This window comes from Cellulomonas pakistanensis, from assembly GCF_016862755.1.
Taxonomy (GTDB): Bacteria; Actinomycetota; Actinomycetes; order Actinomycetales; family Cellulomonadaceae; genus Cellulomonas; species Cellulomonas pakistanensis.
The window spans coordinates 77,643-90,487 of the sequence record NZ_BONO01000002.1 but is presented as its reverse complement, the minus strand read 5'-3'; the positions used below and the strand labels follow the sequence as shown (position 1 = coordinate 90,487).

14 protein-coding genes are annotated in these 12,845 nt (G+C 76.7%); 10 read left to right on the top strand and 4 right to left on the bottom strand.

Features of this window, described 5'->3' with window-relative positions:
• Positions 1 to 29 precede the first annotated feature (29 nt).
• A complete protein-coding gene (locus tag Cpa01nite_RS01840) occupies positions 30 to 1,085 on the top strand; it encodes a threonine aldolase family protein (protein ID WP_239068450.1) in 1,056 nt (351 codons plus the stop codon).
• Between the two features lie 361 nt (positions 1,086 to 1,446).
• On the opposite strand, the gene Cpa01nite_RS01835 is transcribed toward Cpa01nite_RS01840, so the two are convergent.
• Together Cpa01nite_RS01835 and Cpa01nite_RS01830 are read right to left on the bottom strand one after the other, a co-directional pair.
• A complete protein-coding gene (locus Cpa01nite_RS01835; RefSeq protein ID WP_203667027.1) occupies positions 1,447 to 3,345 on the bottom strand; it encodes a DEAD/DEAH box helicase in 1,899 nt (632 codons plus the stop codon).
• A gap of 252 nt (positions 3,346 to 3,597) precedes the next feature.
• Positions 3,598 to 4,014 carry a CoA-binding protein gene (locus tag Cpa01nite_RS01830; RefSeq protein ID WP_203667026.1) on the bottom strand — a complete coding sequence of 139 codons (417 nt, stop codon included), beginning with the start codon at positions 4,012 to 4,014 and terminating at the stop codon, positions 3,598 to 3,600.
• Between the two features lie 95 nt (positions 4,015 to 4,109).
• Between Cpa01nite_RS01830 and clsA the strand changes: the two genes are divergently transcribed.
• The 8 genes from clsA to Cpa01nite_RS01790 all read left to right on the top strand — a co-directional run bounded on the left by clsA (position 4,110) and on the right by Cpa01nite_RS01790 (position 9,656).
• Positions 4,110 to 4,760 (top strand): cardiolipin synthase ClsA, encoded by a 651-nt coding sequence (clsA, locus tag Cpa01nite_RS01825; protein WP_203667025.1) that lies wholly within the window; start codon positions 4,110 to 4,112, stop codon positions 4,758 to 4,760.
• Positions 4,757 to 5,713, top strand: coding sequence for a DUF881 domain-containing protein (locus Cpa01nite_RS01820; RefSeq protein WP_203667024.1), 957 nt, complete (start codon positions 4,757 to 4,759; stop codon positions 5,711 to 5,713). Before clsA ends, Cpa01nite_RS01820 begins: the two co-directional genes overlap by 4 nt.
• A 1-nt stretch (position 5,714) precedes the next feature.
• Positions 5,715 to 6,047 (top strand): small basic family protein, encoded by a 333-nt coding sequence (locus tag Cpa01nite_RS01815; RefSeq protein ID WP_147796766.1) that lies wholly within the window; start codon positions 5,715 to 5,717, stop codon positions 6,045 to 6,047.
• A gap of 5 nt (positions 6,048 to 6,052) precedes the next feature.
• Positions 6,053 to 6,811, top strand: a complete 759-nt coding sequence (locus tag Cpa01nite_RS01810; RefSeq protein WP_203667023.1) for a DUF881 domain-containing protein — start codon at positions 6,053 to 6,055, stop codon at positions 6,809 to 6,811.
• Positions 6,812 to 6,932: 121 nt separating this feature from the next.
• Complete coding sequence (locus Cpa01nite_RS01805) at positions 6,933 to 7,448, top strand: FHA domain-containing protein (protein ID WP_203667022.1); 516 nt, start codon at positions 6,933 to 6,935, stop codon at positions 7,446 to 7,448.
• Positions 7,449 to 7,597: 149 nt separating this feature from the next.
• Positions 7,598 to 8,263: a transcriptional regulator FtsR gene (gene ftsR, locus Cpa01nite_RS01800; protein WP_203667021.1), complete on the top strand. Its 666-nt coding sequence runs from the start codon at positions 7,598 to 7,600 to the stop codon at positions 8,261 to 8,263.
• A gap of 92 nt (positions 8,264 to 8,355) precedes the next feature.
• Positions 8,356 to 8,922 carry a bifunctional nuclease family protein gene (locus tag Cpa01nite_RS01795; RefSeq protein WP_239068448.1) on the top strand — a complete coding sequence of 189 codons (567 nt, stop codon included), beginning with the start codon at positions 8,356 to 8,358 and terminating at the stop codon, positions 8,920 to 8,922.
• Positions 8,923 to 9,071: 149 nt separating this feature from the next.
• Positions 9,072 to 9,656, top strand: coding sequence for a MerR family transcriptional regulator (locus Cpa01nite_RS01790; protein WP_203667020.1), 585 nt, complete (start codon positions 9,072 to 9,074; stop codon positions 9,654 to 9,656).
• A 209-nt stretch (positions 9,657 to 9,865) separates the two neighbouring features.
• Here Cpa01nite_RS01790 and Cpa01nite_RS01785 read toward each other — a convergent pair whose 3' ends face one another.
• On the bottom strand, positions 9,866 to 10,636 hold the full coding sequence (locus Cpa01nite_RS01785; RefSeq protein WP_203667019.1) for a ParA family protein: 771 nt from the start codon (positions 10,634 to 10,636) through the stop codon (positions 9,866 to 9,868).
• A gap of 99 nt (positions 10,637 to 10,735) precedes the next feature.
• Here Cpa01nite_RS01785 and Cpa01nite_RS01780 point away from each other — a divergent pair, with 99 nt between their 5' ends.
• Positions 10,736 to 11,404 (top strand): MBL fold metallo-hydrolase, encoded by a 669-nt coding sequence (locus tag Cpa01nite_RS01780; RefSeq protein WP_203667018.1) that lies wholly within the window; start codon positions 10,736 to 10,738, stop codon positions 11,402 to 11,404.
• Between the two features lie 154 nt (positions 11,405 to 11,558).
• Here the strand turns inward: Cpa01nite_RS01780 and Cpa01nite_RS01775 are convergent, their stop codons facing one another.
• Positions 11,559 to 12,821: an endo-1,4-beta-xylanase gene (locus Cpa01nite_RS01775; RefSeq protein ID WP_203667017.1), complete on the bottom strand. Its 1,263-nt coding sequence runs from the start codon at positions 12,819 to 12,821 to the stop codon at positions 11,559 to 11,561.
• Positions 12,822 to 12,845: the final 24 nt, after the last annotated feature.

The following is a 12,845-nucleotide window of genomic DNA, read 5'->3' as shown; positions in this document are numbered from 1 at the left end:
CATCCGCTCCGGTGGGGGAGGATGGGCGGGTGGACAGACTGCACGACCCCGCCCGGCACGACTTCGCCTCCGACAACTACGCCGGGGTGCACCCCGAGATCCTCGCGGCCCTCGCCGCCGCCAACGACGGGCACGTCGCCGGCTACGGCGCCGACCCGTACACCGAGCACCTGCAGGACGTGCTGCGCGGCCACTTCGGCGCCGACGCGACCGCGTACCCGGTGTTCAACGGCACCGGCGCGAACGTCGTCGCGCTGCAGACGATGCTGCCGCGCTGGGGGGCCGTCATCTGCGCGGAGACCGCGCACATCAACACCGACGAGAACGCCGCGCCCGAGCGGGTCGGCGGCATCAAGCTGCTCACCGTGCCGACGCCCGACGGCAAGCTCACGCCCGAGCTCGTCGACCGGCACGCGCACGGCTTCGGCGACCAGCACCGCGCCCAGCCCGGCGTCGTGTCGATCACCCAGGCCACCGAGCTCGGCACCGTGTACACGCCGGACGAGATCCTCGCGATCACCACGCACGCGCACGCGCTCGGCCTGCGGGTGCACCTGGACGGCTCCCGGCTCGGCAACGCCGCCGCGGGGCTCGACCTGCCGATGCGCGCGCTGACCACCGACGTCGGCGTCGACGTCGTGTCCCTGGGCGGCACCAAGAACGGCATCCTGTTCGGCGAGGCGGTCCTCGAGCTGACCCCCGGGTCGACGCCCGGCATCGCGTTCCAGCGCAAGGTCGACATGCAGCTCGCGTCCAAGATGCGGTTCGTGTCCGCGCAGCTGATCGCGCTGTACGAGGGCGACCTGTGGCTGCGCTCCGCGCGGCACGCCAACGCCATGGCGCAGCGGCTGCGGGCCGGCGTCGAGGCGGTCCCCGGCGTGCGCGTCACGCAGGCCACGGACGCCAACGCGGTGTTCGCGGCGCTGCCGCCCGGCGTGGCCGACGCGCTGCGCGAGGTGCGGCGGTTCTACGACTGGAACCGCGCCACCGGCGAGGTCCGGTGGATGTGCGCGTTCGACACCACCGAGGCGGACGTGGACGCGTTCGTCGCGGCGGTCGCGTCCGCGGCGGCCCGCGCGGCCTGACCGGGCGCGACGTTCCCGCCGCCCGGCCCCGGCGCGCGCCCCGGCGTCCGTCCGTTCCGCCGTGCGCTCCCGGGCGACGTCGCCGAGGTAGGACCGTTCCGCCGAGGTAGGACCGCTTCCGGTCCTACCTCGGCCCGGAGGTCCTATCTCGGGAGCCCCCGCCTCGGCGAGCCCCGCCTCCGGAACCCCCGCCTCGGGGAGCCCCCGCCTCGGCGAGCCCCGCCTCCGGAACCCCCGCCTCGGGGAGCCCCCGCCTCGGGGAGCCCCCCGCCTCCGGAGACGACGGAAGGGCCCGGCACCGTGATCGGTGCCGGGCCCTTCGCGTCGGCGCGGGCGCCTCAGGGGCGCCCCGCCGCGCGGGTCAGCGCGGGGTGGACGGGCGGCGGGTGCGCGCGTCGCGGCCGCCGAAGTCCCGGCCGCCGTCGCGGGAGCCGTAGCCCTCGCGCGAGCCGTAGCCGCCCTCGCGGGCGCCGTCCCGGCCGGTGCGCGGGCCGTGGTGAGCCGGCCCGCGGGACGCGCCGCGGTCCGGACGGGCGGCCGCGCGCGGGCCCTCGTCCACGCGGATGCGCAGCGGGCGGCCGGCGACGCGGGCGCGGCCGATGCGGTCGAACGCCTCGGGGGACAGGCCCGCGGGGATCTCGACGAGCGAGAACGTCGAGAAGATGTCGATCTTCCCGAGGTCCTTGCCGGTCAGGCCGCCCTCGTTGGTGAGCGCGCCGACGATGCCGCCGGGCTGCACGCCGTCCTTCGAGCCGACCGCGAGGCGGTAGCGCGGGCCGCCGCTGCTGGTGCGGGCGGCGCTGCGCGGGCGCCCGCCCTCGGCACCGTCGCGGCGCGGGCCGCGCTCCGGCGCGAGATGTGCGCGGGACAGGGCGTCGTCCAGGTCGTCGCCCTCGGTCGGGCGGGGCGCCGGGCCCTCGTCGCCGACGGCCAGCGCGGCGAGCACCGCGACGAGCTCGGCGGCGTCCGTCTCCGGGTGCGCGGCCAGGAACTCCGCGGCGGCCGTGCGGTACAGGTCCAGGCGGCCGACGTCGCGGCGGGCCGGGACCCGGGCGAGCAGCGCGGCGACGCGGTGCGCCGACACGTCCGCGGGGGACGGGATCTGGATCTGCTCGAGCTGCTGACGGGTGGTCCGCTCGATCGCGCGGAGCTTGCCGTTCTCGTTCGGGGTGACGAACGTGAGCGCCTCGCCGGTGCGGCCGGCGCGGCCGGTGCGGCCGATGCGGTGCACGTAGGCCTCGGGCTCGCCCGGGACGTCGAAGTTCACGACGAGCCCGATGCGGTCGATGTCGAGGCCGCGGGCGGCGACGTCGGTGGCGACCAGCACGTTGATCGCGCCGGAGCGGACCCGCTCGACGATCTTCTCGCGGTCGCCCTGCGCCACGTCGCCCGAGATGTAGGCGGCGGCCACGCCGCGCTCGACGAGCGAGACCGCGACGTCCTCGGCGGCGCTGCGGGTGCGGACGAACACGATCGCCGCGTCGGCGTCGGACACCGCGAGCACGCGGGCCAGGGCGCCGGCCTTGTGGCGGAACGGCACGACCGCGTAGGTCTGCCGGACGCTGGACACGGTCGAGGACTGGCGGGCGACGGTGATCTCGACCGGGTCGGTCAGGTGCTGCGCGGCGACCCGCCGGATGGCCGGCGGCATGGTCGCGGAGAACAGCGCGACCTGCTTGGAGGCCGGCGTCGCGGAGGCGATGCGGTCGACGTCGTCGACGAAGCCCATGCGGAGCATCTCGTCGGCCTCGTCCAGCGCGAGGAACCGCACGGCGTCGAGCTTGAGCGAGCCGCGGTCGAGGTGGTCGATGACGCGACCCGGCGTGCCGACGACGACCTGGGCGCCGCCGCGCAGCGCGCGCTGCTGCGGCAGGTACGGCGAGCCGCCGTACACCGGGACGACCTCGAGGCCGGGCATCTTCGACGCGAACGACTCGAGCGCCTCGGCGACCTGCATGGCGAGCTCGCGGGTCGGGGCCAGGACGATCGCCTGGACCTCGCGGAGCTCCGGGTCGACCGCGGCGAGCAGCGGCAGGCCGAACGCGGCGGTCTTGCCGGTGCCGGTCTGGGCGACGCCGGTGATGTCGCGGCCGGCGAGCAGCGCCGGGATGGCCTCGGCCTGGATCGCCGTCGGGGTGGTGAAGCCGAGCTCCAGGACGGCCTCGCGCAGCGGCGCGGGGAGGTCGAGGTCGGCGAAGGTGGTGGTCGTCGCGGCGGTCGCGTCGGACGAGGGCAGGGCAGGGTCGAGCACAGACGTCATGGAGGACAGCACCGTTTCGTGTCGCTGGGGGGAGCTGTGCGCCGCCCGGGTCTCCGGTCGGCCACGCGGTCGCACTCCCACACCCACACATCACGAGGCCGCCACGTCAGAGGAGGGGGCCTCGGCACGCACATCACGGGACACTGCGACTGAACTCCGAGTGCCACCAGTCTAGCGGCGCGGGGCCCGGAACGCGGGGCGGTCGTGCGGTGACCTCGGGCACACGGCGGCCCCGCCTCGCCGGAGGGCCCGTCAGCCCAGCCCGAGCCGCCGGCCCTCGATCGCCGGGCAGGTGTCCATCACGACGTCGAGCCCCGCGGCGGCGGCCCGCGCGGCGGCGTCCTCGTCGACGACCCCGAGCTGCAGCCAGACCGCCCGGGCCCCGCACGCGATCGCCTGGTCCACCACGTCGCCCGCGAGTCCCGAGTTCACGAACACGTCGACCACGTCGACCGGCCCGGCCACCTCCGCGACCGTGCGCACGCCGGCGGCGCCGTGCACCGTCTCGGCGCGCGGGTGCACGGGCACGATCGTCTGGCCGAGGTCCTGCAGGTACGCGGCCACGCCGTACGCGGCCCGCGCGCGGTTGGTCGACAGCCCGACGACGGCCCAGGTGCCGGGCGTGGTGAGCAGGCGGCGGATCACGGCGGGGTCGTTGACGTGGGCCATGCGGCCAGCGAACCACAGCCGCGGGGCGCGCACCTTCGGCCGGCGACGCGGCCGGGGGGCGAGGTGGCCCGGGAAGCGGTCGCCACCTGCGTAGGATGTGCGGCGTCGAGCAGGGCGAACGAGGCGGGAGAGCTGTGGCGGAGCGGGACGTGGTGAGCGACCGCGTCCTCACCGTGCCGAACGCCATCAGCCTCGTCCGGCTGCTGATGGTGCCGGTGTTCGCCGTGCTGATCGTCGCCGGGCACGACGGGTGGGCCCTCGTGGTCCTCGCCGGCTCCGGGGCCAGCGACTGGCTCGACGGCGTCCTCGCGCGCCGGCTCGGGCAGGTGTCGCGCCTCGGCCAGGTCCTCGACCCCGCGGCGGACCGCCTGTTCATCTTCGTGACGCTGCTCGGCCTCGCCGCGCGCGGCGTCGTGCCGTGGTGGCTCGTCGCCGTGCTCCTGGCGCGCGAGGCGATGCTGCTCGTCATGCTCGTCGTCCTGGCCCGGCACGGGTACGGCCCGCTGCAGGTGCACCTGGCCGGCAAGGCCGGCACGTTCGCCCTGCTGTACGCGTTCCCGCTGCTCCTGCTGGCGCACTGGGGCGGGATCGTGGGCGACCTGGCGTCGGTGCTCGGCTGGGCCTGCGCGTGGTGGGGCGTCGCCCTGTACTGGTTCGCCGGCGCGCTGTACGTGCGCCAGGCGTGGGTGCTGGTCGGCCGGCGCGGCGGCGCCGACGCGGGCGAGCCCCGCACGGTGGCCGTGTGACGGAGCCGTCCGGCTCCGCCCGGCCCGGGCGCGCCCCCGCGTGGCGCCGCCCCGACGCCTCGATGTCGCTGCTGACCGAGGTCACCCAGCACCCCCTCGACCCCGAGTACCAGGACGCCGCCGAGCGGCGCGCGCGGGCCGGCACCCCGCGGCGGCGCGGCGGGCGCGGGACGGTGGCGGTCGCCGCGCTGGCGGTGGTCCTCGGCGCGGCGACGACGTGGTCCGTGCTCGCCCTGCGCGCCCCGCAGCCGTCGGCGCTCGCCGCGCGGGAGGTGCTCGCCGACCAGATCACCGAGCGGAGCGCCGAGCTGGAGCGGCTGCGCGACCGCAGCGCCGCGCTGTCGGACGAGATCGCCGACCTGCAGGAGCAGGGGCTGTCCGCCGTCGACTCCCCGCTGCTCGACCGGCTGGCGGTCGACTCGATCGCGTCCGGGGCGACGGCGGTCACCGGCGACGGCCTGCGGATCACGCTCCAGGACGCGGACACCGGCACCGACCAGGACGACCCGGACGGACGGGTGCGCGACTCCGACCTGCAGCTGGTGGTCAACGGCCTGTGGGCGTCGGGTGCGGAGGCGATCGCGGTGAACGGGCAGCGCCTCGGCCCGACGACCGCCATCCGCACCGCGGGCGACGCGATCCTGGTGGACGTCGTGCCGCTGGTCGGGCCGTACGCGGTCGAGGCGATCGGCGACCCGCAGGGCATGCAGACGGCGCTCACGCGCACGTCGGGCGGGCAGCTGCTCGCCGTCCTGCAGTCGACCTACGGCATCCCGACCCAGGTGTCGTCGCAGCGGGAGCTGCACCTGCCGGCGGCGGGGACCGTGACGCTGCGGTCGGCGGAGCTGCCGGAGGGCGTGCCCGTCCTGCCGGACGCCGGGACGACCGGCCCCGCGGCGACGGGGGAGTCGTCGGGCACACTGTCCGGGGACGACGTGAGCGAGGGGGACTGAGTTGATCGCGGTGATCGGCCTGATCGTCGGCGTGGTGGCGGGACTGGTCCTGGAGCCCACGGTGCCGGCGGCGCTGCAGCCGTACCTGCCCATCGCGGTGGTGGCGGCGCTGGACGCGCTGTTCGGCGGCTTCCGCGCGGTCCTCGACGGGCTGTTCGACGACCGGGTGTTCCTGGTGTCGTTCCTGTCCAACGTGGTCGTGGCCGCGCTCATCGTGTTCCTGGGCGACCAGCTCGGCGTCGGCTCGCAGCTGTCCACCGGCGTGGTCGTCGTGCTCGGCATCCGGATCTTCTCCAACGTCGCCGCGATCCGGCGGCACCTGTTCAAGGCGTGACGGGCGTGAGCGGGCCCGAGCCGCAGCGGCAGCCGGCGCCGGTCGTCGGCTGGCGCGCGCTGGGCCGCGCCCTGCGCCCGCGCGCCACCCGCGCCCAGGCGCTCACCGGCGTGCTGTGCGTCCTGCTGGGCTTCGCGATCGCCGTGCAGGTGCGGCAGACCGACACCGAGAGCCTGTCGGTGATGCGGGAGTCCGAGCTGGTGTCGCTGCTGGACCAGACGACCCGGCAGGCGGACGACCTGCAGGACCAGGTCGCCGAGCTCGAGCGCACCCGCCAGGACCTGCAGTCCGCCGGGACGAGCCGCGAGGCCGCGCTCGAGGCCGCGACCCGCAGCGCCGCCGCCCAGGGCATCCTGTCCGGCCGGCTGCCCGCCGAGGGCCCGGGCGTCACCGTGACGATCTCGGACCCGGACCGCGCGGTGTCGGCGCTGACGCTGCTCAACCTGCTCGAGGAGCTCCGCAACGCCGGCGCCGAGGCCGTGCAGCTCAACGACCGGCGGCTGACGGCGTCCAGCTACGTGCTCGGCACCGACGGCGGCATCGAGGTGGACGGCGCGCCCGTCGCGCCGCCGTACCGGTGGGTCGCCGTGGGGGAGCCGGAGACGATGGCGACCGCGCTGGCGATCCCCGGCGGGGCGCTGGCGAAGGTGCAGATCGACGGCGGCACGGCCTCCGTGTCGTCGCAGGACCGGGTCGAGGTCACCGCCACGCGCGAGGTCGCCGACCCGCAGCACGCGCAGCCGGAGGCCTCCGGCGACCAGTGACGCTCCCGACCCGGGTGCCGACACCCGGACGGTGGGGTGTGCGCAGGTGGTCCGGGCGCTTAGGCTGTCCGGGACCCCGGTGCAGGTCGGGGGCGCGCAGCAGCAGGTCTGGGAGGGTGTCATGAGCGACGAGCAGCAGGTGCCGGGCGGCGAGCCGCGCCCGGTGGCGCACGAGGGTGCGCCCATCTCGGCGGCTCCCGACACGACGATCAGCTTCGGCTCGCTCGGCGCGCTGGAGACCGAGCCCGCGGGCCCGGTGGGCCTCACCCCCGAGCAGGCCGCCGCCGTCCAGGCGCTGCCGCGCACGTCCGCGCTGCTCGTCATGCAGCGCGGCCCGAGCTCGGGCGCGCGGTTCCTGCTGGACGCCGACCGCACGGTCGCGGGGCGGAGCCCGAGCGCGGACATCTTCCTCGACGACGTCACGGTCTCCCGCAAGCACGCCGAGTTTGTGCGCGAGCTGGACGACTTCGTCGTGCGGGACGTGGGCTCGCTCAACGGCACGTACGTGAACCGCGAGCGGATCGACTCCGCGGTGCTCCGCGCCGGCGACGAGGTGCAGATCGGCAAGTTCCGGATGACGTTCCACCCGAGCCCGGCGGCCCGGGCCGGCGCGCAGCCGTCCGGCCCCGCGCAGTGAGCGCGGCCCGGGCCGCGCGGCGCGCGGGGACGGGCCCGGCAGCCGACGGCGCAGCCGCGCCCGGTGACCCGCGCGGCGCGGACGCGCGGGCCGCGGAGGCCGTCGTCGCCGAGGGGCCGTGGCCGCGCGGGCTGTCCCGGCAGGCCAGCATGCGGATCTCCGACGTGCTCGCCGCGCTGCGCATCGAGTTCCCGGCCGTGACCAACTCCAAGCTCCGGTTCCTCGAGGAGCAGGGCCTGGTGGAGCCGGTGCGGACGCCGTCCGGGTACCGGCAGTACAGCCCGGCCGACCTGGAGCGCCTGCGCTACGTGCTGCGCGAGCAGCGGGACCGCTACGTGCCGCTCAAGGTGATCGGCGAGCGGCTGGCCGCCCTGGACGCCGGCGAGGAGACCGAGCCGGTCTCCCTCGTCGTGACCGAGGACGGGGTGCCGCGCTCCGGCGCCAACGACGCGCGGTTCACGACCGCCGCCCTGGCCCGGGAGGCCGGCGTCGACGAGCAGGTCGTGGTCGACCTCGTGCAGGCGGGCGTGCTGCGCCCGTCGGCGTCGGGCCACCTGGACGCCTGGGCGAAGGAGGTCGTGCTCGCCGCGGCCGCCCTCGCGGAGCACGGGCTGGAGCCGCGGCACCTGCGGGCGTTCCGCAGCGCCGCCGACCGGCAGCTGGACATGGTCGAGGCGGTCGTCGCGCCGTGGCGGGGGCAGTCGTCGCCGTCCGCCCGCGGGCGCGCGAGCACGGTCGCGGCCGAGGTCGGCGAGCTGTGCGCCCGGCTGAACACCGCGCTGGTCCGGGCGGGCGTGGCGGACCTCGCGCCCTGACGGCCGGCGCGTCGCCCGGCGCGTCGGGGCGCGCGCCGGACGGGCCCGCGCGGCCCGGTGCACGGTGCGCCCGCTCGTCGTAGCGTGGGCGCATGCACGAGGACGACCTGGTCCAGCTCGAGGTGCTCGGGGTGCGCCGCCACCCGGGTGACGACGAGCTCGTCGTGCTGCTGCTCGAGCCCGTCGGCGAGCTGATCGTGCCGATCGCGATCGGGCCGACCGAGGCGGGCGCGATCGCCACCGCGCAGGCCGGTGTGGTGCCGCCGCGGCCGATGACGCACGACCTGCTCCGCGACGTCCTGATCGCCCTGGACGTCCGCGTGCGGCAGGTCGAGATCACCGAGCTGGTCGGCGGCGTGTTCCACGCGGCGCTCGTGCTGGGGGACCGGCGGACCCGGGTCGACGCCCGCGCGTCGGACGCGATCGCCCTGGCCGTGCGGGTGGGCTGCCCGGTGCTGTGCGCCACGGACGTGCTGGCGGAGGTCGGCGTCGAGGCGGCGCCCGCCACGCCGGAGGAGGCCGACGAGGCGGCCGCGGGCGGCAACCCGGACGAGCAGGTCGCCCAGTTCCGGGAGTTCCTGGACCACGTGTCGCCGGACGACTTCGAGCGCGGGGAGCCGGGCGGCAGGGACCGAGGTTCAACCTCAGGTGGAGGGTAAGACACGCCGCGCGCGACACGCCGAGAGCCGCTGGCGCGGCGGTCGTTGACCACCCCTGGTGGCGGCCCTAGCGTTGCACCCAGAACAGCAGAGCACTGCATTCCCGACACGCCGCCCCCGGCGCGCGGGCGCGACGAGTGGAGGACCCCGTGACCGGCACCGAGCAGACAGCGGAGGCGACGGGCGGCGTCCCGCAGCGCGCGCAGGGCCTCCTGTTCGGCGACGACCTCCCCGACCTCGACGTCACCACCGGGTACCGCGGCCCGACCGCGTGCCGCGCCGCGGGGATCACCTACCGGCAGCTCGACTACTGGGCCCGCACCGGGCTCGTCGAGCCGTCCGTCCGCCCCGCGACCGGCTCCGGCACGCAGCGGCTGTACTCGTTCCGCGACATCCTCGTGCTCAAGGTCGTGAAGCGGCTGCTCGACACCGGGGTGTCCCTGCAGCAGATCCGCGCGGCGGTCGGCCACCTGCGCGAGCGCGGCGTCGACGACCTCGCGCAGATCACCCTGATGTCCGACGGCGCGAGCGTGTACGAGTGCACCTCCGCCGACGAGGTCATCGACCTGGTCCAGGGCGGTCAGGGCGTGTTCGGCATCGCGGTCGGCCGGGTCTGGCGCGAGGTCGAGGGCACGCTCGCGGAGATGCCGACCGAGCGCGCCGAGGACGAGGGCGTCGCCGCCCACGCGCACGACGAGCTCGCCGAGCGCCGCCGGGCGCGCAACGCCGGCTGACGCCACCACGACACCGGGACGGCCCGGACCCCGCGCGGGGTCCGGGCCGTCCTGCGTGCGCGGCGCGGGTCACGCGGGCCTCGGGTGGAGCGTCCCGCCCGACACGCCGGTGCGTGTCGGGCAGAACGCTCCGGTCGAGCCCGGTCGAGCCCGGTCGAGCCCGGTCGAGCCCGGTCAGGCCCAGAGCCCGCGGGCGGGCCGGGGCGGCGTCAGGCGCGCGGCGCCCGCAGGGCCCGGTCCAGCAGGTCCTCGAACGCCCCGGCCACCTCGCGCGCGCCGGCGCCGGGCCACGCGTGCACCGGCTGGGCGGCGCCCTGCGCCTGCTGCAGGGCGGCGCGCTCGGGCACGAACGGGGTGAGCACCAGCGGGCCGTACAGCCCGCGCAGCTCCTCGAGGCGGAACGCCTGCTCGGTCGAGCGTGCCTTGACCCGGTTCACGACGACGCCGAGCGGCTGCAGCTGCCCGGCGGGCCCGCGGCGCAGGTCGTCGATCGTCTTCATCGCGCGGCCGACGGCGGTGACCGAGAACAGGCCGGGCTCCGTGACGACGACGGCGCGGTCGCACGCCGTCAGGCCCGTCCGGGTCAGCCCGCCGAGCGACGGCGGGCAGTCGACCAGCACCAGGTCGTAGTCGTGCACCCAGGCCAGCGCGAACCGCAGCCGGTCGACGTCCTGGTCCGCGCCGTCGTACGCGTCGTGCCGGGACGACGCGGCGGAGCCGACCAGCACGTCCAGCCCGGCGTCGGCCCACGCGCTCGGCGCGGTGGCGGCGGCGATGCTCTCCGCGGTGGGGGAGTCGAGCACCGCGGCGACGTCGGCGTCGGCCCGCCCGGTCGCCAGCGCGAGCGTGCTGTCGCCCTGCGGGTCGAGGTCGACCACGAGCGTCCGCAGCCCGCGCTCCAGCGCCGCCGACGCCAGCCCGAGGGTCACGGACGTCTTCCCCACGCCGCCCTTGAGCGAGCACACTCCCAGCACCAGCACGGGCACACCGTAGCGGGACGGCACGGGTTCGCGGAATCGCGTCCGCACCCGCCCGGGTGCCGGGTCGACGCGGCACCGACCTGGGGCGATGCTGCTGGCATGACCGACACGACGATCACGCACCACGGCCACGCCTGCGTCCGCCTCGAGCGCGCGGGGCGGCGGCTCGTGCTCGACCCCGGGTCGTTCAGCGACCTGACCGTCCTCGACGACGCCGAGGCCGTGCTCGTCACGCACGAGCACGTCGACCACGTCGACGTCGCGCGCCTCGCGGCGGCGCTCGCCGGGCGCCACGGGCTCGCGGCGTGGGCGCCGGCCGATGTGGTCGCGCAGCTGGTCGAGGCCGGCGCACCGGCGGCGCGCGTGCGGGCCGTCGTCGCCGGGGACGTGTTCGAGGCGGCGGGGTTCGAGGTCCGGGCGGTCGGGGAGCAGCACGCGCTGATCCACCCGGACGTGCCGCGCCCGCGAAACGTGGGGTACCTGGTGGACGGTGGCCTGCTGCACCCGGGCGACGCGTTCACCGAGCCGCCCGCCGGGACGCGGGTCGAGGTGCTGCTCGTGCCCGTCGCCGCGCCGTGGCTCAAGCTCGCCGAGGCGATCGACTACGTGCGGGCGGTGCACCCGCGGGTCGCGGCGCCGATCCACGACGCGATCCTGTCCGAGCCGGGCCGCGCGCTCGCCGACCGCCTGGTGGGCGGCCTGGGCGGCGCCGGGGAGTACGTCCGCATCGCCGCGGGGTCGCCCTACACCTGGACGCCGGCCGCCTGAGCGCGGGCGTCCAGGGCCGTCGCGGCGGGGACCGCCGGGCGAGACCGCGCCGAGAGTGCAGCAGATGCGGGGTTTCTCGCGCGCGAACCCCGCACCTTCTGCACTCTCGCCGAGCCGGCGCGGGGCGCGGGAGGTCCGCGGGCGTCGAGAGCGGTCAGGCCAGGCGCGCCTCGGCCGTCGCGGCGTCGCGCGCGAGCGTCACGGTCGCCGCCCGCCCGCCCGCCGTCACCCGGTAGTCGCCGAGGTACGCGTCCAGCACGAACCGGCCCTCCGCGTCGGTGCGGGCGGGCGCCGGGTCCAGCCACCAGGCTCCCCGCACCAGCGCGCGCAGCGCGTCGTACGCCGGCTTCGGCGTCCCGTCGGCCCGCAGCAGCCCGGCCGGAGCGCCGAGCCACGCGCCGGCGTCGCACAGGCCCCAGTACGTCGCCGCGTGCACCGCGGGGTGTCCGAACAGGGTCGTGTAGTGCCGCACGACCTCGTCGGCCTGCCGCGCCTCGCCGTCCGGCGTCGACGGCCAGGACGGCACCTGCCAGTCGTTGAGGTCCGCCACGTGCGGCGGCATCAGGGCGCCCGAGACGAGCGTCGTCTCCGTGAGGTGCAGCGGCAGGCCGAACCGCGCGAACCGGTCGAGCACCCCGAGCGTCCACTCCTCGCCGCGGTAGCCCTGGTGCATGTGCGTCTGGAGCCCGAGCGCGTCGATCCGGACGCCGGCGTCCAGGCAGTCCTCGACGAGCCGCTCGTAGTCCGCGGAGAGGTCGAAGTCGTTGAGCAGCAGCGTGGCGGTGGGGTCCGCCGCGCGGGCCGCGTCGAACGCCAGGCGGACGGTGGGCACGCGGCCGTCCCGGGCGCACAGCCGGGTGAGCCCGTTGGGCTCCTTGTCGAACACCGGCATGATCACGACCTCGTTGATCGCGTCCCAGGTGCCGACGACGCCGCGGAACGCGGTGACGTCCCGGGTGATCCGGTCCCGGACGGCCGCCGCGACGTCGTCCTCGGGCAGGTCGCGCAGCCACGCCGGCGCGAGCGTGTGCCAGGCGAGCGGGTGGCCCTTCACGCGCACGCCGCGCTCCGCGAGCCAGCGCGCGGCGGCGAGCAGCCGGTCCGTGTCGGGGCGCCCGCGCTCGGGCTCGAACTGCGACCAGTAGAACGGGAGCGTCGCGGTGTCGAACAGCGCCAGCCACCGGTCCAGCACGCCGGGCAGGACGTCGGGCGCCGGGTCCCCGGGACCGGGCGGCTCGCCGTTCGCCGGGGCGATCACCTCGAACGCCGTGCAGCCGAAGCCGAACGCGTGCCGGGCCTGCGCGACCTCCACCGACGCGTCGGCGAGCGGCCGCCCCGCCGGGTCGAGCACGGTGACGACGGCCCGGGCGCCGCGGTGGTCGAGGTGGGCGGGCCGGGGGACGCGGACGTCCGGCATGGGCACTCCTTCGTGCGGGTCGTG

Bases quoted from the DNA above. Each gene is read 5' to 3' on its own strand.
- Cpa01nite_RS01835 (WP_203667027.1), bottom strand. From the start codon at position 3,345: ATGACGTCTGTGCTCGACCCTGCCCTGCCCTCGTCCGACGCGACCGCC.
- Cpa01nite_RS01830 (WP_203667026.1), bottom strand. From the start codon at position 4,014: ATGGCCCACGTCAACGACCCCGCCGTGATCCGCCGCCTGCTCACCACG.
- clsA (WP_203667025.1), top strand. From the start codon at position 4,110: ATGTGCGGCGTCGAGCAGGGCGAACGAGGCGGGAGAGCTGTGGCGGAG.
- Cpa01nite_RS01805 (WP_203667022.1), top strand. From the start codon at position 6,933: ATGAGCGACGAGCAGCAGGTGCCGGGCGGCGAGCCGCGCCCGGTGGCG.
- ftsR (WP_203667021.1), top strand. From the start codon at position 7,598: ATGCGGATCTCCGACGTGCTCGCCGCGCTGCGCATCGAGTTCCCGGCC.
- Cpa01nite_RS01795 (WP_239068448.1), top strand. From the start codon at position 8,356: ATGCACGAGGACGACCTGGTCCAGCTCGAGGTGCTCGGGGTGCGCCGC.
- Cpa01nite_RS01780 (WP_203667018.1), top strand. From the start codon at position 10,736: ATGACCGACACGACGATCACGCACCACGGCCACGCCTGCGTCCGCCTC.
- Cpa01nite_RS01775 (WP_203667017.1), bottom strand. From the start codon at position 12,821: ATGCCGGACGTCCGCGTCCCCCGGCCCGCCCACCTCGACCACCGCGGC.